At 35.4% G+C, this 22,902-nt stretch carries 20 protein-coding genes; 14 read left to right on the plus strand and 6 right to left on the minus strand.

What is annotated here, in order from left to right; translation table 11 throughout:
* Positions 1-5: 5 nt before the first annotated feature.
* The 7 genes from AB3G36_RS15565 to AB3G36_RS15595 all read left to right on the plus strand — a co-directional run bounded on the left by AB3G36_RS15565 (position 6) and on the right by AB3G36_RS15595 (position 8,334).
* Positions 6-872 (plus strand): ribose-phosphate pyrophosphokinase, encoded by an 867-nt coding sequence (locus AB3G36_RS15565; RefSeq protein ID WP_367754251.1) that lies wholly within the window; start codon positions 6-8, stop codon positions 870-872.
* Between the two features lie 208 nt (positions 873-1,080).
* Positions 1,081-1,863 carry an MlaE family ABC transporter permease gene (locus tag AB3G36_RS15570; protein WP_367757959.1) on the plus strand — a complete coding sequence of 261 codons (783 nt, stop codon included), beginning with the start codon at positions 1,081-1,083 and terminating at the stop codon, positions 1,861-1,863.
* 6 nt (positions 1,864-1,869) lie between these two features.
* Positions 1,870-2,622 carry an ABC transporter ATP-binding protein gene (locus tag AB3G36_RS15575; protein WP_367754253.1) on the plus strand — a complete coding sequence of 251 codons (753 nt, stop codon included), beginning with the start codon at positions 1,870-1,872 and terminating at the stop codon, positions 2,620-2,622.
* An 8-nt stretch (positions 2,623-2,630) separates the two neighbouring features.
* Positions 2,631-3,605: an MlaD family protein gene (locus AB3G36_RS15580; protein WP_367754255.1), complete on the plus strand. Its 975-nt coding sequence runs from the start codon at positions 2,631-2,633 to the stop codon at positions 3,603-3,605.
* 46 nt (positions 3,606-3,651) lie between these two features.
* Positions 3,652-4,689 carry a pesticidal protein Cry7Aa gene (locus AB3G36_RS15585; RefSeq protein ID WP_367754257.1) on the plus strand — a complete coding sequence of 346 codons (1,038 nt, stop codon included), beginning with the start codon at positions 3,652-3,654 and terminating at the stop codon, positions 4,687-4,689.
* A gap of 11 nt (positions 4,690-4,700) precedes the next feature.
* A complete protein-coding gene (locus AB3G36_RS15590) occupies positions 4,701-6,929 on the plus strand; it encodes a glycosyltransferase (protein ID WP_367754259.1) in 2,229 nt (742 codons plus the stop codon).
* Between the two features lie 181 nt (positions 6,930-7,110).
* The gene (locus AB3G36_RS15595) at positions 7,111-8,334 is read left to right on the plus strand and encodes a cation:proton antiporter (protein WP_367754261.1); all 1,224 of its coding nucleotides are present in this window, start codon (positions 7,111-7,113) and stop codon (positions 8,332-8,334) included.
* 37 nt (positions 8,335-8,371) lie between these two features.
* Here AB3G36_RS15595 and AB3G36_RS15600 read toward each other — a convergent pair whose 3' ends face one another.
* Complete coding sequence (locus tag AB3G36_RS15600) at positions 8,372-9,499, minus strand: cysteine desulfurase family protein (protein WP_367754263.1); 1,128 nt, start codon at positions 9,497-9,499, stop codon at positions 8,372-8,374.
* Positions 9,500-9,585: 86 nt separating this feature from the next.
* Between AB3G36_RS15600 and AB3G36_RS15605 the strand changes: the two genes are divergently transcribed.
* Positions 9,586-10,545 carry a hypothetical protein gene (locus tag AB3G36_RS15605; RefSeq protein WP_367754265.1) on the plus strand — a complete coding sequence of 320 codons (960 nt, stop codon included), beginning with the start codon at positions 9,586-9,588 and terminating at the stop codon, positions 10,543-10,545.
* An 86-nt stretch (positions 10,546-10,631) separates the two neighbouring features.
* On the opposite strand, the gene AB3G36_RS15610 is transcribed toward AB3G36_RS15605, so the two are convergent.
* The 3 genes from AB3G36_RS15610 to AB3G36_RS15620 all read right to left on the minus strand — a co-directional run bounded on the left by AB3G36_RS15610 (position 10,632) and on the right by AB3G36_RS15620 (position 12,301).
* Positions 10,632-11,183 (minus strand): Smr/MutS family protein, encoded by a 552-nt coding sequence (locus AB3G36_RS15610; RefSeq protein WP_367754267.1) that lies wholly within the window; start codon positions 11,181-11,183, stop codon positions 10,632-10,634.
* Entirely contained in the window at positions 11,176-11,358 is a 183-nt protein-coding gene (locus AB3G36_RS15615) for a hypothetical protein (RefSeq protein ID WP_367754269.1), read from the minus strand. Before AB3G36_RS15615 ends, AB3G36_RS15610 begins: the two co-directional genes overlap by 8 nt.
* 235 nt (positions 11,359-11,593) lie before the next feature.
* Positions 11,594-12,301 (minus strand): DUF1003 domain-containing protein, encoded by a 708-nt coding sequence (locus AB3G36_RS15620; RefSeq protein WP_367754271.1) that lies wholly within the window; start codon positions 12,299-12,301, stop codon positions 11,594-11,596.
* 311 nt (positions 12,302-12,612) lie between these two features.
* Between AB3G36_RS15620 and epsC the strand changes: the two genes are divergently transcribed.
* The 5 genes from epsC (at position 12,613) to AB3G36_RS15645 (ending at position 16,514) form a co-directional block, all read left to right on the plus strand.
* Complete coding sequence (gene epsC, locus AB3G36_RS15625) at positions 12,613-13,404, plus strand: serine O-acetyltransferase EpsC (RefSeq protein WP_367754273.1); 792 nt, start codon at positions 12,613-12,615, stop codon at positions 13,402-13,404.
* A gap of 1 nt (position 13,405) precedes the next feature.
* On the plus strand, positions 13,406-14,293 hold the full coding sequence (cysM, locus tag AB3G36_RS15630; RefSeq protein WP_367754275.1) for a cysteine synthase CysM: 888 nt from the start codon (positions 13,406-13,408) through the stop codon (positions 14,291-14,293).
* A 9-nt stretch (positions 14,294-14,302) separates the two neighbouring features.
* Positions 14,303-14,752 carry a GNAT family N-acetyltransferase gene (locus AB3G36_RS15635; protein WP_367754277.1) on the plus strand — a complete coding sequence of 150 codons (450 nt, stop codon included), beginning with the start codon at positions 14,303-14,305 and terminating at the stop codon, positions 14,750-14,752.
* Positions 14,753-14,814: 62 nt separating this feature from the next.
* Positions 14,815-15,504 (plus strand): SGNH/GDSL hydrolase family protein, encoded by a 690-nt coding sequence (locus AB3G36_RS15640; RefSeq protein ID WP_367754279.1) that lies wholly within the window; start codon positions 14,815-14,817, stop codon positions 15,502-15,504.
* Between the two features lie 23 nt (positions 15,505-15,527).
* Positions 15,528-16,514, plus strand: coding sequence for an aldo/keto reductase (locus AB3G36_RS15645; protein ID WP_367754281.1), 987 nt, complete (start codon positions 15,528-15,530; stop codon positions 16,512-16,514).
* 74 nt (positions 16,515-16,588) lie between these two features.
* Here the strand turns inward: AB3G36_RS15645 and AB3G36_RS15650 are convergent, their stop codons facing one another.
* Positions 16,589-16,999, minus strand: a complete 411-nt coding sequence (locus tag AB3G36_RS15650) for an OsmC family peroxiredoxin (protein ID WP_367754283.1) — start codon at positions 16,997-16,999, stop codon at positions 16,589-16,591.
* 174 nt (positions 17,000-17,173) lie between these two features.
* Entirely contained in the window at positions 17,174-19,333 is a 2,160-nt protein-coding gene (locus tag AB3G36_RS15655; protein WP_367754285.1) for an HYR domain-containing protein, read from the minus strand.
* Between AB3G36_RS15655 and AB3G36_RS15660 the strand changes: the two genes are divergently transcribed.
* Positions 19,263-22,814 carry a hypothetical protein gene (locus AB3G36_RS15660; protein ID WP_367754287.1) on the plus strand — a complete coding sequence of 1,184 codons (3,552 nt, stop codon included), beginning with the start codon at positions 19,263-19,265 and terminating at the stop codon, positions 22,812-22,814. The genes AB3G36_RS15655 and AB3G36_RS15660 overlap by 71 nt on opposite strands.
* Positions 22,815-22,902: the final 88 nt, after the last annotated feature.

Here is a 22,902-nt window from a genome sequence, read left to right on the forward strand (position 1 = left end):
ATGTTATGAAAAAAATATTTTTTTCTTTACCTGAAAATGAGAAACTTACACTTCAACTAATTCAAAAAGAACAGGGAGAAAATGGTCAGGTCGAAATTCGTAAATTTCCAGACGGTGAAACTTATATTCGAATATTATCGGATGTAAGGGACAAAGAGGTATTTCTTGTTTGTACTCTTCACCAACCTGACAATAAAATAGTACCTCTATTTTTCTTGGCAAAAACGGCTAAAGAAATGGGAGCCAAAAGCGTTAGTCTTATTGCTCCCTATCTAGCTTATATGCGACAAGACACTATTTTTAACCCTGGAGAAGGAGTTACTTCTACCTATTTTGCTAGTTTTATTTCCAGTTTTGCCAACCGCTTAATCACAATCGACCCGCACTTACACCGCCGTAGTACCTTGGCTGAAATATATTCAATCCCAACAAAAATGGGACATGCAGCAGCTCTTATTTCTTTATATATAAAAAACAATATTAAAAAACCTCTATTGATTGGGCCAGACATGGAAAGTGAACAATGGGTTTCTGAGGTGGCAAAAAATGCCAATGCGCCTTATATCACATTAACAAAAATTCGCCATGGAGATCGAAATGTAACCGTCTCAATTCCTCAAGTAGAACAATACAATAATCATACTCCTGTCTTGGTAGATGATATTATCTCGACTGGAAGAACGCTTATTGAGACCATTCTGCATTTGAAAAAAGCAGGAATGCAACCTCCTATTTGCATTGGTGTTCATGCAGTCTTTGCTGCAAATGCCTATCAAGAAATTTTAAAATCAGGAGCCAGGGAAGTTATTACCTGTAATACAATTCCACATCAAAGCAATAAAATTGACATCAGTGATTTACTGTTATCATAAATAAAAACGATACAACTTCTTAGTATTGTCACTTTCTCCTTTTTATAAGAATGTATTTACTAATTACCATAATTTAGAATTATAAATCATTTATAATCGATTAAACGACTAATTACCAGACTAACACACAATTAAAAAGCCTGATAATCAGCATAATAGTTGTATATTTGAGTAGCCCTTTCTTGTTAAAAATTAATTCATGAAGCTTATGAATGCTATTTTTAAAATAATCAAATTGATTAATTCTTTTTTACTTGAAATTGGCGAACTCTCTTTTTTTGCTGGCCGCTTTTTTACGGAATGCTTCAAGCGACCTACAGAGTTTAAAGAATTCCTTCGGCAATGCTATAATATGGGAAACAGATCATTATTGCTTGTTTCTGTAACTGGTTTTATTATTGGACTTGTTTTTACTTTACAATCAAGACCTACTTTACAAGAATTTGGTGCTGTTTCTTGGATGCCTTCTATGGTAAGCATTTCGATTATTAGAGAGATTGGACCAATCATTACAGCGCTTATCTGTGCAGGCCGAATTGGCTCTGGAATTGGAGCCGAATTGGGTTCTATGAGAGTAACGGAACAGATAGATGCGATGGAGGTTTCGGGTACAAATCCATTTAAATACCTTGTTGTTACACGAATACTAGCCACGACTTTCATGCTTCCTGTTTTAGTTTTCTTTGGCGATGCCATTGCTATTTTTGGTTCCTACTTGGTCGAAAACATAAAAGGTCATGTTTCCTTTTTGCTGTACTACAATCAAGTTTTTAATGCCTTAGAATTTGGCGATCTTATACCTGCAACAATCAAAAGCTTCTTTTTTGGCTTTGCAATTGGTTTAGTAGGCTGTTTTAAAGGCTACAATTGCAAAAAAGGAACTGCAGGGGTTGGTATTGCTGCAAACTCGGCGGTAGTTTTTACCTCCATGCTGCTTTTTATTATTGATTTTATAGCTGTATTTGTAACTGATATCTTTTATGATTTATAATTGTATATGAACACTATATCCCAAAATAGTAACCCCATTATAGAAATCCGTGACTTAAAAAAAAGTTATGGAGATAACCATGTATTGAATGGATTCAATATGGTTTTGTACGAAGGGGAAAATTTGGTTATCATGGGAAAATCAGGATCTGGGAAGTCAGTCATGATAAAATGCCTAATAGGTTTAGAAAGACCTGATAGCGGTTCTATTACGGTAATGGGAGAAAATATTAGTGAATTAAATCAATCCACACTAGACGACCTCCGTACCGAAATTGGATTCCTATTCCAGGGTAGTGCGCTGTATGATTCGATGACCGTTCGAGAAAATCTAGAATTCCCATTAAGACGACACACTAAAAAATTTGGCGTACTAAAAGACACCACCCCATTAGTCATGGAAGCCCTAGAAAATGTAGGCTTAGCACACACTTTGAATTTAATGCCTGCAGAATTATCAGGCGGAATGAAGCGTAGAATTGCATTAGCAAGGACCCTAATTCTTCAACCAAAAATAATCCTTTATGATGAGCCTACAACAGGACTAGACCCAATAACGGCAAAAGAAATTTTATTGCTCATGAAATCCATTCAGGAAAAATACAATACCTCAGCTATTATTATAACGCATGACGTTGATTGTGCCAGAGTAATATCTAACAGGATGATTTTATTAGTAGATGGAATTAATTATGCCGAAGGAATATTTGAAGAATTATCAAAATCTATTGATCCTAAAATTCAAGCTTTCTTTAAATAAAATATAATATGGAAAAAACAACTTCACAAAAAATACGTCTTGGTCTATTTGTAATTATAGGGCTTATACTTTTTGTTTTGGCGATCTATTTCATTGGCGACAAGCAAAAGATGTTTGGAAAAACAAATCATTTAGAAACTATTTTTACTAATGTAAACGGACTGCAATTAGGTAATAATGTTCGTTTTTCAGGTGTAAATGTAGGTACAGTACGTGGCATTGAAATGGTAAATGATTCTAACATTAAGGTCGATATGATTATTGACAAAACTATTTTTAGACACATTAAAAAAGACGCAATTGCTACTATAGGTTCGGATGGACTAGTAGGAAGCATGGTTATTAATATATTACCCGGCAAAGGGAAACTACCACCTGTAGTGCCTGGAGATGTGATTGAATCCTTGAACCGCATTAGAACCGATGATCTTTTAAATACTTTTAGTAAAACCAATAAGAATGCGGCACTACTCACCGAAAATTTACTGGAAATCACAACCGAAATTAATAAAGGAAAAGGAACTGTAGGTTTATTAATAAATGATATTGAAGTAGCAAATGACTTGAAAGAAACTATTCATTATCTAAAAATATCAGGAAAACAAACCTCAGAATCGATAACCAATTTAAACAAAATTATAAATTCTTTGAATAATAAGGATAATGTCATCGGAGTTTTAAAAGATACAGCTGTCGCCAATAATATAAAAACGATTATCAATAATTTAGACCAGTCCAGCAGTGAAATTAATAAAGTTGTGGACAATCTCAATAAAACCATTTTGAATATCAAAGACGGAAAAGGTGCAATCAACTACCTTTCGAATGACCCAAGATTAGTAAAAAAAATTGATTCGACTATGACAAACATAAATGAAGCCAGCGTCCGCCTAAATGAAAATTTAGAAGCCTTAAAGCACAATTTTTTATTTAGAGGGTACTTTAGAAAACAGGAAAGAAAGAAACTGAAGGAAGACAAATAACGAGATTTTTGAAAAGATTACAACATAATCAACACCGTTTTATGTTATGCTTACAATTGAAAAACTAGGCATTATTTTAAGTCCTACAAGCAACGAATTTGAAAATAACGGGGTTTTAAATCCTGGAATTTATCAAGAAGGGAATACCGTACATGTTTTATATAGAGCAGTTCAAGAAGGAAATTATTCGACCATAGGATACGCCAAGACAGAGGGGCCAGTGAAAATAATAGAAAGGCTGGATCATCCTTTAATAACTAGGGAGTTGGATTATGAAAAGCAAGGTATCGAAGATCCAAGAATTGTAAAAATTGAGGGAATTTATTATATTACTTATACCGCCTATGATGGGGTAAATACCCTAGGAGCGATTACTACTTCTACTGATTTAATTCATTTTGAAAAAAAAGGAATCATAACACCTCAAGTAAATTATCAACAATACGAGAGTCATGTTAATTCTTGTAACCCATCCAAGCTCAACCCTAAATACCATCAATATTACAATCTTTTTGAACAAATAGGGCTCGTTAATGACGAAACAAGACTGCTTCGAGATAAAGATGTTGTTTTATTTCCTCGAAAAATAAATGGGCAGTTTGTGCTTCTCCATAGAATTTGGCCTGGAATTCAAATTGTAAAATTCGACCGATGGGAGGATTTAACTTTAAAATTTTGGGAGGATTATTTGACAAATCTTACTGATTATATTATTCTGGATCCAAAGGACCCTTATGAAATGAATTATATTGGAGCAGGCTGCCCACCTATTGAAACTCCAGAAGGCTGGGTGCTAATTTACCATGGTGTCCATGAAACTACTACAGGAAAAATATACCATGCCAAAGTAGCACTATTACATTTAGACCAACCTGAGATGGAGATTTCTAGGCTACCCTATCCCCTTTTCTCTCCAACAAAACAGTGGGAAATAGAAGGTGTCGTTAGCCATACCGTTTTTCCTACCGGTGTTGCTCTATTTGATAATGATCTTTACATCTACTATGGTGCTGCAGACAAGCATATTGCAGTAGCCAAAGTCTCACTTAAAGAACTAGTACTGGAGTTAAGAAAACAACCTTAAAAACACCAAAAATGAAATTAGATAAAGGAATAAAAATGTTGATTGTTAGCTCATATCCGCCTCGTGAATGTGGCCTAGCTACTTTTTCAAATGACATTATCAATGCTGTTAAAACTGTATTTGGTAGTACCCTTCCTATTGAAGTTTGTGCCTTACAAAATGAGGAAAACGAGGTCACTTATAATTCCGAGGTCACTTTTACATTATTGACATCAAAACTTGATCAATACCCGTTGACAGCTGAAAAAATCAATGAACGCAAGGACATAGGGTTGGTTTGCATTCAGCATGAGTTTGGTCTATATGGTGGTGAGTATGGCGACTATATACTTGCTTTTATTTTAGCTCTTAATAAACCTATTGTAACGATATTCCATACTGTATTGCCTAACCCTAATGAAAAAAGAAAAAAAATAGTGCAAGCCATTATTGATTTGTCTGATAAGATTATAGTCCTTACAAAAAAATCAGAAGAAATTTTAATTACAAACTATGAAACTCCAATTTCAAAAATCAAAATCATTCCTCACGGAAATCACAATGTATTATGGGAACAAAAACAATCTTTTAAAAATAAATATCATTTTTCAGATAAAACAGTCCTTTCCACTTTTGGATTAATCAGTGAAAATAAAAATATAGAAACCACTCTATTTGCCTTACCAGAAATCATTACAAATCACCCAGAATTAATTTATTTAATTATTGGAAAAACACATCCTGAAATTATTAAAACCGAAGGGGAAAAATACCGAAAAAAATTAGAATTCATTGTCAAAGAACTGTATTTAGATTCTCATGTGATTTTTATAAATGAATACTTAGAACTAAAACAACTATTAGAATATTTAACTTTATCTGATATTTATTTATTTTCCTCCAAAGATCCGAACCAAGCCGTAAGTGGCACTTTTACGTATGCCATGAGTTGTGGTTGCGCTGTGATTTCCACTCCCATTCCACATGCAGTAGAATCAATAGTAGATGGAACTGGAATATTATTAACGGAATTTGAAAATCCAGAAGAATTCCGAAATGCTATCATGTCACTACTTGAAGATGAAGAAAAAAGAATTAATATGGGTAAAAAAGCATTCTCACTAGCTCATATTACGTCTTGGGAAAATATTGCCATTCAATACCGATTATTATTTGATTTATTAACAATCAAAGAAGAGGATCTAAAATTCAGTTTGCCTCCAATAAAATTAGACCATATAAAAAAACTCACAACCAATTTTGGAATTCTCCAATTTTCAAAATTTAGCCAACCTGATCCTGAATCTGGTTATACATTGGATGATAATGCAAGAGCGTTAATAAATATGGTTATGTATCATAGGCAATTTCCCGATGAAGAAGTTTTAGAGCTAGCAAATACCTATCTCAATTATATTGAAGGAATACAACGAGAAAATGGCTGGTTTGATAATTATAAAGACTTTAATCATCAATTGACAAAACAAAATACTGAAGTCAATCTTGAAGATGCAAATGGAAGAGCACTATGGAGTTTAGGGACTGTTATTGCATATAAACAAACCTTACCCATTGAATTTGTAGTAAGAGCTAAAAAGTGTTGGGACAAAGCTATAGTGAGAATTGAAGACATTAGTTCACCTAGAGCTATTGCCTATGCTTTAAAGGGACTTTATAACTATTATTCTATTTATAAAGAAGAAGCGACCGAAATGCAGATTGAAAAGTTAGCTGATGAATTGTTACGCCATTATCATATCAATTCAGAAGCAAACTGGTGTTGGTATGAAGATTATATGACTTACGCCAATAATGTATTGCCAGAAGCTATGATGTACAGTTACTTAGTTACAGGGAAGCAGAAATATAAAAAAATTGCTATTGTTACCTTTGATTTCCTACTTTCTCATTATTTTATGAAAGGACAAATAAAAGTAATTTCGAACCGAGGATGGTTTAAAAAAGAAAATGAAAGAGTTTTTTATGGAGAACAACCTATTGAAGTGGCAACCACAATTATTACGTTGGATTTATTTAATGATGTAACTAAGAATGCAAAATACAAAGACCAACTTAAACTTGCTTTCATCTGGTTTTTAGGAAATAATCATCTCAAACAAATCATGTATAACCCAGAGAATGGAGCTTCTTATGACGGGCTAGAAGACAAACATATTAATATTAATCAGGGAGCCGAATCAACATTATGTTTTTTTAAAGCCCGCTTAATAATGGAAAAATACAAAAGCAATAACTATTGAATTAGTAATGGCTAAATTAGCTACTTTACTTACAGTTGGTTATGATATAAAAACAATAATAAATTGTGTTTTTATTGTTAGAAATCAAAAATATTTATGTTTTAACAACCAAAAGTACTATATTACACCGTGTACTAGCCCTATTTTACATTAGTACCTATTCAAAAACAATTTATTTTATATGACCATTATAATTTCACTTTGTCTGTTGTTGCTAGTAGCCTATTTATTTGACCTAACTGCCTCATTGACTAAAATACCTTCAGTAATCTTATTACTCCTTTTGGGTTGGGTAGTGCGAGAAGCAACTTTTCTATTCAGTATAGAAGTTCCAGACCTAACTTCAACTTTACCTATATTAGGGACTATTGGACTTATCCTTATTGTATTAGAAGGCTCATTAGAGCTTGAGCTTAATAAATCTAAGATAGGACTTATTAAAAAATCCTCTTTAGGAGCGTTTCTTCCTTTGATTGTGCTGGCTTTTTCACTTGCTTATTTATTGTATTATTATGGCGGTTATTCTTTTAAAGATAGTCTTACTAATGCAATTCCTTTTTGCGTTATAAGCAGCGCTATTGCTATTCCCAGTGTTCGGAATTTATCCAGCAGCCAAAAAGAATTTATCATCTATGAAAGTAGTTTGTCTGATATTTTTGGGGTAGTTTTTTTTAATTTCATCGCTTTCAACACTAGTTTTGGCATAGAGACATTTGGTTATTTTTGTCTGGAAATTTTGTTTATAATCGTGATTTCTTTTGTAGCAACCATACTACTTTCTTTTTTATTGAATAAAATCGATCATCATATTAAATTTGTTCCAATCGTTTTACTGATTATTTTGATCTATGAAATTTCAAAAATATTCCATTTACCAGCACTTATTTTTATCTTGGTGTTTGGTTTGTCAATTGGAAATTTAGATGAATTAAGGCATTACAAATGGACACGTCAATTCAAACTTGACCTTCTAAACAAAGAGGTTTCGAAGTTTAAAGAATTAATAATTGAAGCTACATTTTTAGTTAGAGCCTTATTCTTTCTCTTATTTGGTTATTTAATTAAAACGGCTGAAATTATAAATACCGATACCCTAATATGGGCAATAGGAATTGTTGTTATTCTTTTTATTCTACGATTTATTCAGCTTAAAATATCTAAAATGCCTTTATTCCCCTTGCTTTTTGTAGCACCAAGAGGTTTAATTACCATTTTACTATTTCTTTCCATTACTCCAGAACACACCATAGTTTTAGTCAATAAGTCATTAATAATTCAAGTTATCTTGCTGACTGCTTTTATTATGATGTTAGGATTAATGATAACTGCTAAACAAAGAGAAACCATTTTAGAGGAAAGAAGGAAAGCAAAGGCAAAAGCACTAAAAGAAACAGAAAAAATTTAAATTAATTTATAAAAAAAATCCGTTAAACGGATTTTTTTTATTTCATACTTTTCAAACCAGCAATTAATAAATCGACATCTTCCATAGAATTATAATGACTGAAAGAAATACGTAAGCTCGGTTTTTTCAAATCTTCATCAGAAAGTATTTCTGCCAATACATGTGATGGCCTTATACTACCACTCTGACAAGCACTGCCTCGAGAAACAGCAATCCCTTTCATATCTAAATGAAACAAAATCATTGCCGTCTTATCAGCCGAAAAAGGCAATAAAACATTTAATATATTATAAAAATCATCTGAATTACCATTAATTTTAAAACCCGGAAATTCCTTTTCTAATTGCTCAATTAGATAGAATTTCAATGCAGAAATATGCTTTTTCTCCTCTTCTAAATTAGAATAAGAAAGGTCCAACGCTTTAGCCATTCCGGCAATTTGATGCACCGCTTCTGTACCCGGACGTAGTCCTTTTTCCTGTTCTCCACCATAAAACAAAGGTTGAAGTCCTGAATTTTTTCTAACAAAAGCAAATCCAACCCCTTTAGGACCATGAAACTTATGAGCACTTGCAACTAGAAAGTCAACAGACAACTCTTGTAAATCTACATTTGTTTTGCCAATCGATTGTACTGTATCCGAGTGAAATAACACATTATGCTCCTTACATATAACCGAAACTCTTTTAAGGTCCAGAACAGTCCCCGTTTCATTATTAACATGCATCAAGCTCACTAACGTCTTACTATCTTGCGCTAACAAATCCGTTAAATCTGTTAAATCGATTGCACCATTGGGTTTAACCCTTACATAATCAACTTGAATATTATATTCTTGTTGTAACGCCATAATAGTATGCAAAACAGCATGATGCTCTATTTTACTTGTGATAATACGCTTTACTTTTAAATCTTTAACGGCTGAACGCAGGATCCAATTATTAGCTTCTGTCCCGCAGGAAGTAAAAATAATTTCTTGTGCTGTTGCATTGATATGCTTAGCAATCGATTTTCTGGAAAGTTCCAAAATACTTTTGGCATTCCGACCAAAACTGTGCGTAGACGAAGGGTTTCCGTAATCTTGAGCCATGATTTGAGCCATTTCTTGAATGACTTCAGTTCTAATAGCTGTTGTTGATGCGTTATCGAGATATACTTTTTTCATTGCTGCAAAGTTATGAAATATCAATTGTCTATTATCCAATATCAATTATCATTTTTTTCGCTATTTTTGCAGAAATAAATTTTATAATGAAAAGAGTTCTAAGCCTATTGGTTTTTGCATTACTATTAAATGGTTGTGATGACGGTAATTTAACACAAGAAGACATCAACTTTGAAACTGCTTCAATGCAAAGTTGTAGTACAAATAATATTATTTACAAGTTAAAAGACAAAGAAGCACTGCTAGTTGAGATTCCAGCAACTTCATTCACAACGGAGCCGTCATTGACCGATACCCCAACAGTTCTTGACATTAGCACTACTAATCGAGTGGTATATCGTTTTTATGGTGGTACAGTATCTGCTGATAATATTTGCGAGACAATACCACCTGCAACGCCTATCGTAACGGATCAATGGAATGCAACTGACGGTAAAATACAAATATTTACTACAGCAGTTAAAACAACAAACACTACTACTAATAGCACTAGAATTACTGGATACAATCATAATATTGTTTTCAAGAACATCACTTTTGCAAAAAATAGCGGCACCCAAGTTTATGAAACATTCCCTTTTGGTGATTATGTAACTACTGCGACAACACTCCCCTTTCTTTTTGATCAAACTGTAGAAAAATGTTCTGCTTCTAATCAAATATATAACTACACCAGTAGTGAGGCTTTAATGTTAACAATAGACCCCAATTTAATTGTTAATGAAGTAACACCATTAAATACACCTCGAACTGGAATTATTGGAACTACAACAAATATTCTTACGTACCGTTTATTTTCAGGACTACTTACCCCAGCTTATTTTTGTAATACAACCACACCAACTACTCCAGCTTTAAGCCAAGAATGGACAGGTGTAGAGGGTGTAGCAGGAACAAGCGGTATTGTAGAAGTGACTACAACGACGAATGGCCCTGGAAGTTTCAAGCATACAATTGTCCTTAAAAAGGTCACTTTAAAGAAAGGAAATAATGATTTTTTATTGGGTGATAATTTCATTTACGGAGACTTATTAACCACTAATTAATCCCCCATTATTTTCCTAAATTAAGAACAAAAAAAGGTCCCGTTTGCAAGTTGCAAACGGGACCTTTTTTCTTTGAAAAAAAACTTTTATTTACTGTTTTGTTTTATAAAAACCTCTGTTGCTCCTTGCCCGTATTTTTGATAATTGCCTTCTTGAAAAGCAATATTATCATAGCGTCCCAATAAAAAATCCAACTCTGCTTTTAGAACTCCTTCACCAACACCATGAATAAAAACTATTTTCGGAATGCGATTTCTAATCGCAAATTCGATATGTCTTTTAGCTGTTTCTGATTGTAAAGTTAGAATATCATAATTTGACATTCCGCGTTTATTAGGAACTAATTTTTCAATGTGTAAATCGAACTCAGGAGCCGAAATTTCGTTCTTATCTTTGCGTTCTTTTACAAAACTCCTTGCTTTTGGGATTGCTTTTTCCTTAGCAATTTCATCTACATTGATTCTTTTAATAGAATCCATTAAGTTACTGGAATTGTTTACTTTAATCAACTCGTTGACAAAAAAAGTCATCATAAATCCATCCTCAGTTTCAATAGTAATCTCTTTTTCTTTGGTTGAAACAACAACTCCGTTTATTGCTTCATCAAGTACTGAAACTTTATCTCCTTTATTAAACATCTTTATCTTCTTTTTCTTTATTTTTACTCGGCGTTTTAGCACTCAATTGCATCATCCCAAACATAAAAACGACTATTGCAACAACAGTGATATAAACATTTTTCTCAGCACTTACCTGCTCAAAAAAAGCTACCAGTATAGCAATAATCATTATTGGAATTATTAATTTTTTCATATTTTAAATTTCAGATAACAAAAGTAAGAAATAAAAAAAGAGCACTCCTTTTAATAAAAAACTTTCTTTATACTTAAAAAATAACAACTATAAAAAGCAACAGTTTTAAACCAAAAACAACAGTTAGAAAAGGACCACTATTTCCAACAAATTTAAAGCTATTTTTCTCGTTTTTTATTCTATAAAATTGTGCCTATTTTTTCAATTTGGAGTTTGTAAAAACAAGATTTTTATTTTAAATTTCTTTTGAAATTCTACTTAAAATATCATTCATCATCTCAATTTGAATTTTCTGGATTTCTATTAATTCTTCTTGTTGATGCCGAATTAAATGATCTAACTTTTCATGTAGCATTCTTATTTCTAATTCAGATTTTAAATTAATCATATAATCTTTTCTTGCTCGGTCTCGGTCTTTTTCTTCCTGACGATTTTGACTCATCATAATTACCGGAGCTTGAAGTGCAGCAAGACAAGATAAAATTAAATTCAATAAAATGAATGGATAAGGATCAAACCCTTTATTCAAGAGAATATAAATATTAGCCAAAATCCAAAGCACAATAAATATCCCGAATAAAATAATAAATCGCCAACTACCTCCAAAATCGGCTACTTTATCAGCTACAATTTGCCCAACGGTTCGAACTTCAATTTCATCTTCCACCTTACTTACTACAGAGTCGTAACCATCCAGTTCTCCAATAACTTTAGATTCGATTTTTGACAACTCCCCTATTTCATTTGACAAATAATTGGAGATGTATTTTTCTCTATATAAATTAAGCTCTTTTATTGATAAAAACTGATCGCTTTTGAAATTAGGAAAATCTACTTTCATTAATTCCAAAATTGGATTCCTAATTAATTTTCCAGAAACTTTATCCGTCAATGGAAATTCTTTTTTGGAAAGATCACTTATAAAAGTATTAATTGGTTTCATTGTAGCGTTTTTTACTAGGCTAATTTACATATTAAAAAAACACTTTGATAGTAAAATAATTATCAGCCCATCAATTCACTTTTATTTAAAAAAAGCACCTGCTTTTGTTAGACTGTGCTACATCTTACAACATAATCCAAAATAGTTCAATATATTTGTTTCGTTTTTATTTAAGGAAACCGTTTCGTTATGAACTACAAACAAATCATTTTTCTTTATAACATTCCAATTTCATCAAAATGGAATTGTTGTTGCTGTTTCTAAATAAACAACTTTTAACCCATTCTATTAACAATTCACCCCCTATAATCATGACAAAAGATCTGATTATCAATACTATTTCCTCATTAAAGAGTCATTTTTCCATTAATTATGGAATCAAAACGAAAACAGAAACTTTTACTGAAAAGCTGTTTTATACCTTATTTGATAAAAATGCTCCATTGAGCGAAAGCATTGATGAACTTGAAAAGTTATTTAAAGACATTTCAGCAATTGCTTGTAAAAAGCCCCATGCCTTATGCGACTCCATGTGGGATAAATATTTAGAAAAATTGCCTTCAGTACTTGAAAAACTAAATCAAGATGCGGCATACATTTTAGAAAATGACCCTGCCTCAAATAGTATCGAAGAAGTATATCTGGCATATCCTGGATTTTACGCTATTGCAATTTATCGTTTAAGCCACGAATTATATGCTTTGGACCTATTACTCTTCTCTCGATTAATGAGCGAGTATGCGCATCGTATTACAGGAACAGACATACATGCAGGTGCAAGTATTGAATCTCCCTTTTTTATCGACCACGCTACCGGAATTGTAATTGGAGAAACAGCTGTTATTGAAAAGAATGTGAAAATATACCAAGGAGTAACTTTGGGTGCACTGAGCGTAAGCAAAGACATGAAAAATGCCAAAAGACATCCTACTGTAGAGAAAAATGTATGCATTTATGCTAATGCAACTATTCTTGGAGGAGAAACCATCGTAGGAAAAGGAAGTATTATTGGAGGAAACACCTGGGTGACCAAATCAATTCCAGCCCAATCAATAGTTACAAATACAACAACAACCGAAGTAAAAGTAAAAGAGTTAAGATAGTATGGAGCCAAAAAAATTATTAGATCTAATTGGGAACACTCCATTAGTAGAAACGGTTAATTTGATCAAGAATAAAAATGTAAAACTCTTATTAAAACTGGAAGGTAATAACCCTGGAGGCAGTGTAAAAGATAGAGCCGCATACAACATGATTGCAGCAGCTTTAGAAAGAGGTGATATAAAAAAAGGAGATAAACTGATTGAAGCTACCAGCGGAAACACTGGAATTGCATTAGCGATGATTGCACAGTTATTCAATATAGAAATAGAACTAGTGCTTCCCGAAGATTCAACCAAAGAACGTACACAAACCATGCGTGCTTATGGCGCAACCGTAATCCTTACATCAGCCAAAGAAGGGATTTTAGGCTCTAGAGATTATGCGGATAAAAAAGTGGCTGAAGGTGGTTATATTATGCTCAATCAGTTTGCTAATGAAGACAACTGGAAAGCCCATTACAAAACAACTGGTCCTGAGATTTGGAATGACACTAACGGTACCGTAACCCATTTTGTTTCGGCAATGGGAACTACCGGAACTATTATGGGAACTTCTACTTATTTAAAAGAGAAAAACTCAGATATTCAAATTATTGGAGCGCAACCCAGTGATGGTTCTCAAATACCAGGAATTAGAAAATGGCCGCTAGAATATTTACCAAAGATTTTTGATGCCTCAAAAGTGGATCGGATTGTAGAAGTGAGTGAACAAGAAGCTAGAGAAATGACTAAAAGACTAGCTTTAGAGGAAGGTATTTTTGCTGGTATGAGCAGCGGTGGCTCTGTTGCAACTGCCATAAAAATAGCCGAAGAACTAGAATCAGGCGTTATCGTAGCTATTATTTGCGACCGTGGTGATCGTTATTTATCTTCTGATTTATTTGATTAAACATTTCATATGATTAAAATAATTAGAACCACTCCAGAAAACATAGATTTTATCAGCTTGATAAATAAACTTGATAAAGACATCAAACTAAGGGATGGCGACGAACACACTTTCTTTGCACAATTTAATAAAACGGATAGTATCAAAAATGCGATTGTAGTTTATGACGAATTAAAAGCAGTTGCCTGTGGTGCTTTTAAATTCTATGAAGAAGGTGTTGCCGAAATAAAAAGAATGTATGTAAATCCAGAAGCTCGTGGCAAAGGAATTGCTTCTAAAGTTTTAACCGAATTAGAATTTTGGGCAAAAGAAGAAAACTACACCAGTTGCATCCTTGAAACTGGTAAAAAATATCCAGAAGCTATTGCACTTTATAAAAAAAATGGATTTGTTGTAATCCCTAATTATGGTCAATATGAAGATATAGAAGACAGCATTTGTTTTCAAAAAATACTTTAAATATAATTGTCATTGTTATAAAAAAAATACTGCTCATTTTCAATTAACGAATCAGATTAATAATGAAAGCATATCGTTTATTTTTCGGATTATTTCTTTCATCATTTCTTATGGGACAAAAACTACAAGCACAAGACTGGCCAAATTTAAATAAATATCAAAAAGATAACATTCGTTTACAAAACGAACCTACTACTTCAAATAGCGTCGTTTTCATGGGCGATTCTATAACCGAGTTTTGGAGTCGTGAAGCGCCCCAATATTTCCAAACACATAATTACATCAATCGGGGGATAAGTGGGCAAACAACTCCACAAATGCTTATTCGTTTTAGAGCTGATGTGATTGCTTTAGAACCTAGCATTGTAGTTATTCTTGCGGGTGTAAATGATATCGCAGGAAATAATGGACCTGCAACCTTAGAAATGATTACAAATAATATTTTTTCTATGATTGACTTGGCAAAAAGCCATAATATCAAAGTAATTCTTTGTTCTGTTTTACCTGCTTTCGATTTTCCTTGGAACCCCAATCAAAAACCTGCTACTAAAATCATGGTCTTAAACAGCTTATTAATAAATTATGCCGATGCTAATGCAATTACATTTGTTGATTATTATTCGGCTATGGTTGATGACCGCAACGGATTGCCGCTAATTTATTCAGCAGATGGTGTGCATCCAAACAAAACTGGATATGAAGTAATGGCTCCACTGGTTGAGCAAGCCATTCAATTTAATTCAATCAAATAACTGGACACAATAATTGAAAAGAAATGAAATATAGAAAATTAGGAAAAACCAATTTTGAAATCTCCGAAATAGCACTTGGAACATGGCAAGTTGGAGGAAAATGGGGCTCCCTTTTTAATGATAAAACAGCTGACGAATTAATAAATACAGCAATAGACAATGGTGTAAACTTTATTGATACCGCAGATGTTTATGAAAATGGATTAAGTGAAACTGCAGTAGGTAGAGTGGTTCGTTCGCGTTCCGAACGAATTTATGTCGCTACAAAATGTGGTAGACAAATTAACCCTCACACAAGCGAAGGATATCAACCTAAAGTGCTTCAAAAATTTGTAGAAGACAGTTTAAAAAGAACTGGATTAGAAACATTGGATCTTATTCAATTGCATTGCCCTCCAAATCCAGTATACTATCGCCCTGAGATTTTTGAAATGTTTGATAGGTTAAAAGACCAAGGTAAAATTTTAAACCTTGGAGTTAGTGTCGAAAAAGTGGAAGAAGCGATAAAAGCAATTGAATATCCGAATGTAAATACCGTTCAGATTATTTTTAATCTTTTCCGTCAACGTCCTTCGGAGCTATTTTTCAAAGAAGCAAAAAAGAAAGATATAGGAATCATTGCAAGAGTTCCTTTGGCTAGCGGACTCTTAACAGGTCTTTTTAATGCGGATACTAAATTTGAAGCACAAGATCATAGAAATTTTAATCGAAATGGGGAAGCTTTTGATAAAGGAGAAACTTTTTCTGGCATCAATTACGAATTGGGCTTAAAAGCGGTTGAAGCATTAAAAGCATTGTTTCCAAATACAACAAACTTAGCGCCTATCGCTTTGCAATGGATTTTGAGTTTTGCTGAAATTAGTTGCATTATTCCTGGTGCTTCAAAAGTAAGTCATGTAGAATCTAACTTATCCGTTTATGATTTACCTGAATTGACACCCGAAAAAATTAAAGCCATGAATGACATTTATGAACAGTATATTAAACCTGAGGCACACCAAATTTGGTAATTAAAATTATACCCTATTTTATAAAAAAAGGTCTCAATTGTAATTGAGACCTTTTTTTGTTCCTATTCTATTTCTTAAACTAAAGTGGCAACTGACATAATTTCAGCATTCAACAATTTAGATATTGGGCAATTTTTCTCTGCCTTAGTTACTAATTCTTGAAATTTCTCATTCGAAATTCCAGCTATTTTAGCTGCAACAGTTAAATGGGAACTTAGTATTGTTCCCTCAACCAAATCAATAATACATTTGGTCTCAATACTTTCTATTTCAAAACCTTCTTCGGTAACATAAGCTGAAAGCTGCATAGTGAAACAGCCTGAATGTGCTGCTGCTACTAATTCTTCAGGATTTGTCCCCACGCCTTCTTCAAAACGAGATTTAAATGAATATTGTGTATTCTCTAATGTTTTACTTTGCGTTGTTAATACACCAGCTCCCTCTTTAAGAGATCCTTTCCAAATAGCGGTTGCATTTCTTTTCATAATTTTAACTTTTTAGTTCTCTCAAATTTAGCTTTTTAAAATGTAAGAATTTTGATTATTATATTATTTAACGAAAATTTAAAATATGTTTACTATTTGTAATTAAATCTAAAAAAACCAGCCCAAATTAAATTGGGCTGGTTTTCTCTAAGTTCATAGTATCACCCAATTATTTTATTTTTTAATAACATTAATTGCTTTTTGGTTGCTTCCTTGTCTAATTAACAATAGATATTCCCCAGAAGGCAATTCTTCTCCTAATAAAACATTTTGCGCATTTGGTTTTTCTATTCTTTTAATCATTCTTGCAAGCATATCGTAAACAAACACTTCTACTTTTTCATCACTACTACCTTGAACTGCTATCGTAAATTGATGATTCGATGGATTAGGATATGCTTTTACATCAAAGTCTGCGATAGCAATGATCTCTTGTTTCCCTATTACAACTGGTTTAGTAAGTGTTGCTGGATTTACACAATTTGATGAACATTTACCTAAGAAATCTCCGTGGGCTAAATGAGTTGCAACTGCCGAATCATCAACACAAATTTCAGTGCAAGGATTTTTAGCATTCCCTGTTTGATGACAAATTTTGACCTTTGCATTACCACTTTTACCGGCAAAACAACGAGCATCTTCTGCAACAACATAAGCCGCTTGCTCATAAGGAATAGTGTAAGAACATCCAATTGCATCTGTTACAGTGGCAATGAATTTAGCATTTGCCAAAAGTGCTACATTAACTGAATAACTACCATTAATTGGAATTGAAGTTAAAGTAGAAGAGGCAGTTACAGTATTCGTAGCGCAAGTTATTCCAGTTGCCGAATTTGCGTTTGCACTACTCCATACCTCGTTACCAGTAGTTGTTATAAAACCACAAATCAATTTCCCATCTACACGTACTGCAGCAGGATCTACTGGAGCAGTTGTGTCAGTTAACATTTTGATTTTAACTGTATACGGTGCAGTTCCTCCTAATGGACTAGCAGTAATTGTTGCAGTTTGATCACCTGGAGCTCCAAAATAAACGTATTTTTTAGTTGGAGTAATAGTCGCACTCAAAGTACTAGCAACTGTTACTGTGAAACTGCAAGGCGCTGATGCATTACCTGCTGCATCATAAGCAATAGCTGTTACAGTAGTTACGCCGGAATTGAATACTACAGCATTAAGGCTTGTATATATAGCTGAACTTCCAGAAAGCGTGTATTTAATTGAAGTGACTGCACAATTATCTGCAGCTACGGCATCCCAGCCAGTTCCTGAATGTTTATAAGTACAACCCTCAAAATTGGTAGAAACTCCCGTTTTATTAGTTGGGCAAGTTGTAATTGTAGGAACTTGATTGTCTGTTACAGTTACTGTCTGATTAACCGCTAAAGCAGCATTTCCATTGATATCATTTACATTCCAGATAATTGTGGTAATTCCTACAGGGTAGATTGCATTCAATGCTAAGTTATCGCTACGAACTCCTGATGGTGTACCAACTCCGCAATTGTCGCTAGCTGTCGCACTCACTGTAACTGTTGCACCGCAAATATTCGCATCATTATTTCCATTTTTATTTCCATTGGTACTAATCACTGGCTTAGTGTTGTCTATAACTGTTACAGTAAAAGAACAAGTACTTGTATTGCTTGCACAATCTGTAAAGGTGTAAGTAACTGTTGTCGTTCCTACAGTAAATGTATCACCTGGGTTATGAGATGAACTTACATTGCCAACTTCACCACAGCTTGTAATCGCCGTTGGCGCTGTCCATGTAGCTGTCTGATTACATGTAGTTCTTCCAATACCTGTATTTACAATTATGTTGGCTGGACAGTTGATGATTGTTGGAGCGCCTGTGCGTGTTAGTGTAATCGTTCTACTTACTTGTGCTAATGCTCTATCACAATTATCAGTTGCAGTCCATGTTTCGGTTATTATTCCATTACAAGCAGGAGCTGATGTAAATGTTGATACATTGGATGAGCCACTAATCAAACAACCACCACTCAAGTTATTACTAAATAACCTAGTTGAAGGAGCTGGTAATTGACTGATACAAGAAATCGAAATATTAGCTGGAGCTGTCATTGTAGGTAAATCTGCTGGACTTACTGTTATTGTTCTTGATACCGATACTACTGTTCTACCACAGGCATCTGTCGCTGTCCAAGTTTCTGTTACAGCTCCACCACAAGCGTCCGGTGTTGAACTGAATGTTGATGGATTTGATGTACCACTGATTAAACAACCACCACTCAATCCATTGCTGAAGCTAATTGTACTTGCTGACGGTAATGCACCGCAAGCTACTGTTGTATTAGCTGGAGCTGTCATTGTAGGTAAGTCTGCTGGACTTATTGTTATTGTTCTTGATACCGATGCTACTGTTCTGCCACAGGCATCTGTCGCTGTCCAAGTTTCTGTTACAGCTCCACCACAGGCGTCCGGTGTTGCACTGAACGTTGATGGATTTGATGTACCACTGATTAAACAACCACCACTCAATCCATTGCTGAAGCTAATTGTACTTGATGACGGTAATGCACCGCAAGCTACTGTTGTATTAGCTAGAGCTGTCATTGTAGGTAAGTCTGCTGGACTTATTGTTATTGTTCTTGATACCGATGCTACTGTTCTGCCACAGGCATCTGTCGCTGTCCAGGTTTCTATTACAGCTCCACCACAGGCGTCTGGTGTTGCACTGAATGTTGATGGATTTGATGTGCCACTGATTAAACAACCACCACTCAATCCATTGCTGAAGCTAATTGTACTTGATGACGGTAATGCACCGCAAGCTACTGTTGTATTAGCTGGAGCTGTCATTGTAGGTAAGTCTGCTGGACTTACTGTTATTGTTCTTGATACCGAAGCTACTGTTCTACCACAGACATCTGTCGCTGTCCAGGTTTCTATTACAGCTCCACCACAGGCGTCCGGTGTTGCACTGAACGTTGATGGATTTGATGTGCCACTGATTAAACAACCACCACTCAATCCATTGCTGAAGCTAATCGTACTTGCTGACGGTAATGCACCGCAAGCTACTGTTGTATTAGCTGGAGCTGTCATTGTAGGTAAGTCTGCTGGACTTATTGTTATTGTTCTTGATACCGATGCTACTGTTCTGCCACAGGCATCTGTCGCTGTCCAAGTCTCTGTTACAGCTCCACCACAGGCGTCCGGTGTTGCACTGAACGTTGATGGATTTGATGTACCACTGATTAAACAACCACCACTCAATCCATTGCTGAAGCTAATTGTACTTGATGACGGTAATGCACCGCAAGCTACTGTGATGGCGGCTGGTGCTGTCATCGTAGGTAAGTCTGCTGGACTTATTGTTATTGTTCTTGATACCGAAGCTACTGTTCTGCCGCAGGCATCTGTCGCTGTCCAAGTCTCTGTTACAGCTCCACCACAGGCGTCCGGTGTTGCACTGAACGTTGATGGATTTGATGTACCACTGATTAAACAACCACCACTCAATCCATTGCTGAAGCTAATTGTACTTGCTGACAGTAATGCACCGCAGGCTACTGTGATGGCGGCTGGTGCAGTCATCGTAGGTAAGTCTGCTGGACTTATTGTTATTGTTCTTGATACCGATGCTACTGTTCTACCACAGGCATCTGTCGCTGTCCAAGTTTCTGTTACAGCTCCACCACAAGCGTCCGGTGTTGCACTGAACGTTGATGGATTTGATGTACCACTGATTAAACAACCACCACTCAATCCATTGCTGAAGCTAATTGTACTTGCTGACAGTAATGCACCGCAGGCTACTGTGATGGCGGCTGGTGCAGTCATCGTAGGTAAGTCTGCTGGACTTATTGTTATTGTTCTTGATACCGATGCTACTGTTCTACCACAGGCATCTGTCGCTGTCCAAGTTTCTGTTACAGCTCCACCACAAGCGTCCGGTGTTGCACTGAATGTTGATGGATTTGATGTACCACTGATTAAACAACCACCACTCAATCCATTGCTGAAGCTAATTGTACTTGCTGACAGTAATGCACCGCAAGCTACTGTTGTATTAGCTGGAGCTGTCATTGTAGGTAAGTCTGCTGGACTTATTGTTATTGTTCTTGATACCGATGCTACTGTTCTGCCACAGGCATCTGTCGCTGTCCAGGTTTCTATTACAGCTCCACCACAGGCGTCTGGTGTTGAACTGAACGTTGATGGATTTGATGTACCACTGATTAAACAACCACCACTCAATCCATTGCTGAAGCTAATCGTACTTGCTGACGGTAATGCACCGCAAGCTACTGTTATATTAGCTGGAGCTGTCATTGTAGGTATGTCTGCTGGACTTATTGTTATTGTTCTTGATACCGATGCTACTGTTCTGCCACAGGCATCTGTCGCTGTCCAAGTCTCTGTTACAGCTCCACCACAGGCGTCCGGTGTTGCACTGAACGTTGATGGATTTGATGTACCACTGATTAAACAACCACCACTCAATCCATTGCTGAAGCTAATTGTACTTGATGACGGTAATGCACCGCAAGCTACTGTTGTATTAGCTAGAGCTGTCATTGTAGGTAAGTCTGCTGGACTTATTGTTATTGTTCTTGATACCGATGCTACTGTTCTGCCACAGGCATCTGTCGCTGTCCAGGTTTCTATTACAGCTCCACCACAGGCGTCTGGTGTTGCACTGAATGTTGATGGATTTGATGTACCACTGATTAAACAACCACCACTCAATCCATTGCTGAAGCTAATTGTACTTGATGACGGTAATGCACCGCAAGCTACTGTTGTATTAGCTAGAGCTGTCATTGTAGGTAAGTCTGCTGGACTTATTGTTATTGTTCTTGATACCGATGCTACTGTTCTGCCACAGGCATCTGTCGCTGTCCAGGTTTCTATTACAGCTCCACCACAGGCGTCCGGTGTTGCACTGAACGTTGATGGATTTGATGTGCCACTGATTAAACAACCACCACTCAATCCATTGCTGAAGCTAATCGTACTTGCTGACGGTAATGCACCGCAAGCTACTGTTGTATTAGCTGGAGCTGTCATTGTAGGTAAGTCTGCTGGACTTACTGTTATTGTTCTTGATACCGAAGCTACTGTTCTACCACAGGCATCTGTCGCTGTCCAAGTTTCTGTTACAGCTCCACCACAGGCGTCCGGTGTTGCACTGAACGTTGATGGATTTGATGTACCACTGATTAAACAACCACCACTCAATCCATTGCTGAAGCTAATTGTACTTGCTGACGGTAATGCACCGCAGGCTACTGTGATGGTGGCTGGTGCAGTCATCGTAGGTAAGTCTGCTGGACTTATTGTTATTGTTCTTGATACCGATGCTACTGTTCTGCCACAGGCATCTGTCGCTGTCCAAGTTTCTGTTACAGCTCCACCACAAGCGTCCGGTGTTGCACTGAATGTTGATGGATTTGATGTACCACTGATTAAACAACCACCACTCAATCCATTGCTGAAGCTAATCGTACTTGCTGACGGTAATGCACCGCAAGCTACTGTTATATTAGCTGGAGCTGTCATTGTAGGTATGTCTGCTGGACTTATTGTTATTGTTCTTGATACCGATGCTACTGTTCTGCCACAGGCATCTGTCGCTGTCCAAGTCTCTGTTACAGCTCCACCACAGGCGTCCGGTGTTGCACTGAACGTTGATGGATTTGATGTACCACTGATTAAACAACCACCACTCAATCCATTGCTGAAGCTAATTGTACTTGATGACGGTAATGCACCGCAAGCTACTGTTGTATTAGCTGGAGCTGTCATTGTAGGTAAGTCTGCTGGACTTATTGTTATTAATTGATTACATGTGCTTTCATTGTTCGCTAAATCTTTTGCCTTCCATGTTCTTGTAATAATTCCACCACAGGAACTAGGAAGAGTAGTATTAT

Source organism: Flavobacterium sp. WC2430 (assembly GCF_040822075.1).
In the GTDB taxonomy this organism is placed as follows: Bacteria; Bacteroidota; Bacteroidia; order Flavobacteriales; family Flavobacteriaceae; genus Flavobacterium.

What these genes read in the sequence shown, in the direction of transcription:
- AB3G36_RS15565 (WP_367754251.1), top strand. Translation starts at nt 6, where the DNA reads ATGAAAAAAATATTTTTTTCTTTACCTGAAAATGAGAAACTTACACTT.
- AB3G36_RS15570 (WP_367757959.1), top strand. Translation starts at nt 1,081, where the DNA reads ATGAATGCTATTTTTAAAATAATCAAATTGATTAATTCTTTTTTACTT.
- AB3G36_RS15575 (WP_367754253.1), top strand. Translation starts at nt 1,870, where the DNA reads ATGAACACTATATCCCAAAATAGTAACCCCATTATAGAAATCCGTGAC.
- AB3G36_RS15580 (WP_367754255.1), top strand. Translation starts at nt 2,631, where the DNA reads ATGGAAAAAACAACTTCACAAAAAATACGTCTTGGTCTATTTGTAATT.
- AB3G36_RS15585 (WP_367754257.1), top strand. Translation starts at nt 3,652, where the DNA reads ATGCTTACAATTGAAAAACTAGGCATTATTTTAAGTCCTACAAGCAAC.
- AB3G36_RS15590 (WP_367754259.1), top strand. Translation starts at nt 4,701, where the DNA reads ATGAAATTAGATAAAGGAATAAAAATGTTGATTGTTAGCTCATATCCG.
- AB3G36_RS15595 (WP_367754261.1), top strand. Translation starts at nt 7,111, where the DNA reads ATGACCATTATAATTTCACTTTGTCTGTTGTTGCTAGTAGCCTATTTA.
- AB3G36_RS15600 (WP_367754263.1), bottom strand. Translation starts at nt 9,499, where the DNA reads ATGAAAAAAGTATATCTCGATAACGCATCAACAACAGCTATTAGAACT.
- AB3G36_RS15605 (WP_367754265.1), top strand. Translation starts at nt 9,586, where the DNA reads ATGAAAAGAGTTCTAAGCCTATTGGTTTTTGCATTACTATTAAATGGT.
- AB3G36_RS15610 (WP_367754267.1), bottom strand. Translation starts at nt 11,183, where the DNA reads ATGTTTAATAAAGGAGATAAAGTTTCAGTACTTGATGAAGCAATAAAC.
- AB3G36_RS15615 (WP_367754269.1), bottom strand. Translation starts at nt 11,358, where the DNA reads ATGAAAAAATTAATAATTCCAATAATGATTATTGCTATACTGGTAGCT.
- AB3G36_RS15620 (WP_367754271.1), bottom strand. Translation starts at nt 12,301, where the DNA reads ATGAAACCAATTAATACTTTTATAAGTGATCTTTCCAAAAAAGAATTT.
- epsC (WP_367754273.1), top strand. Translation starts at nt 12,613, where the DNA reads ATGACAAAAGATCTGATTATCAATACTATTTCCTCATTAAAGAGTCAT.
- cysM (WP_367754275.1), top strand. Translation starts at nt 13,406, where the DNA reads ATGGAGCCAAAAAAATTATTAGATCTAATTGGGAACACTCCATTAGTA.
- AB3G36_RS15635 (WP_367754277.1), top strand. Translation starts at nt 14,303, where the DNA reads ATGATTAAAATAATTAGAACCACTCCAGAAAACATAGATTTTATCAGC.
- AB3G36_RS15640 (WP_367754279.1), top strand. Translation starts at nt 14,815, where the DNA reads ATGAAAGCATATCGTTTATTTTTCGGATTATTTCTTTCATCATTTCTT.
- AB3G36_RS15645 (WP_367754281.1), top strand. Translation starts at nt 15,528, where the DNA reads ATGAAATATAGAAAATTAGGAAAAACCAATTTTGAAATCTCCGAAATA.
- AB3G36_RS15650 (WP_367754283.1), bottom strand. Translation starts at nt 16,999, where the DNA reads ATGAAAAGAAATGCAACCGCTATTTGGAAAGGATCTCTTAAAGAGGGA.
- AB3G36_RS15655 (WP_367754285.1), bottom strand. Translation starts at nt 19,333, where the DNA reads ATGACAGCTCCAGCTAATACAACAGTAGCTTGCGGTGCATTACCGTCA.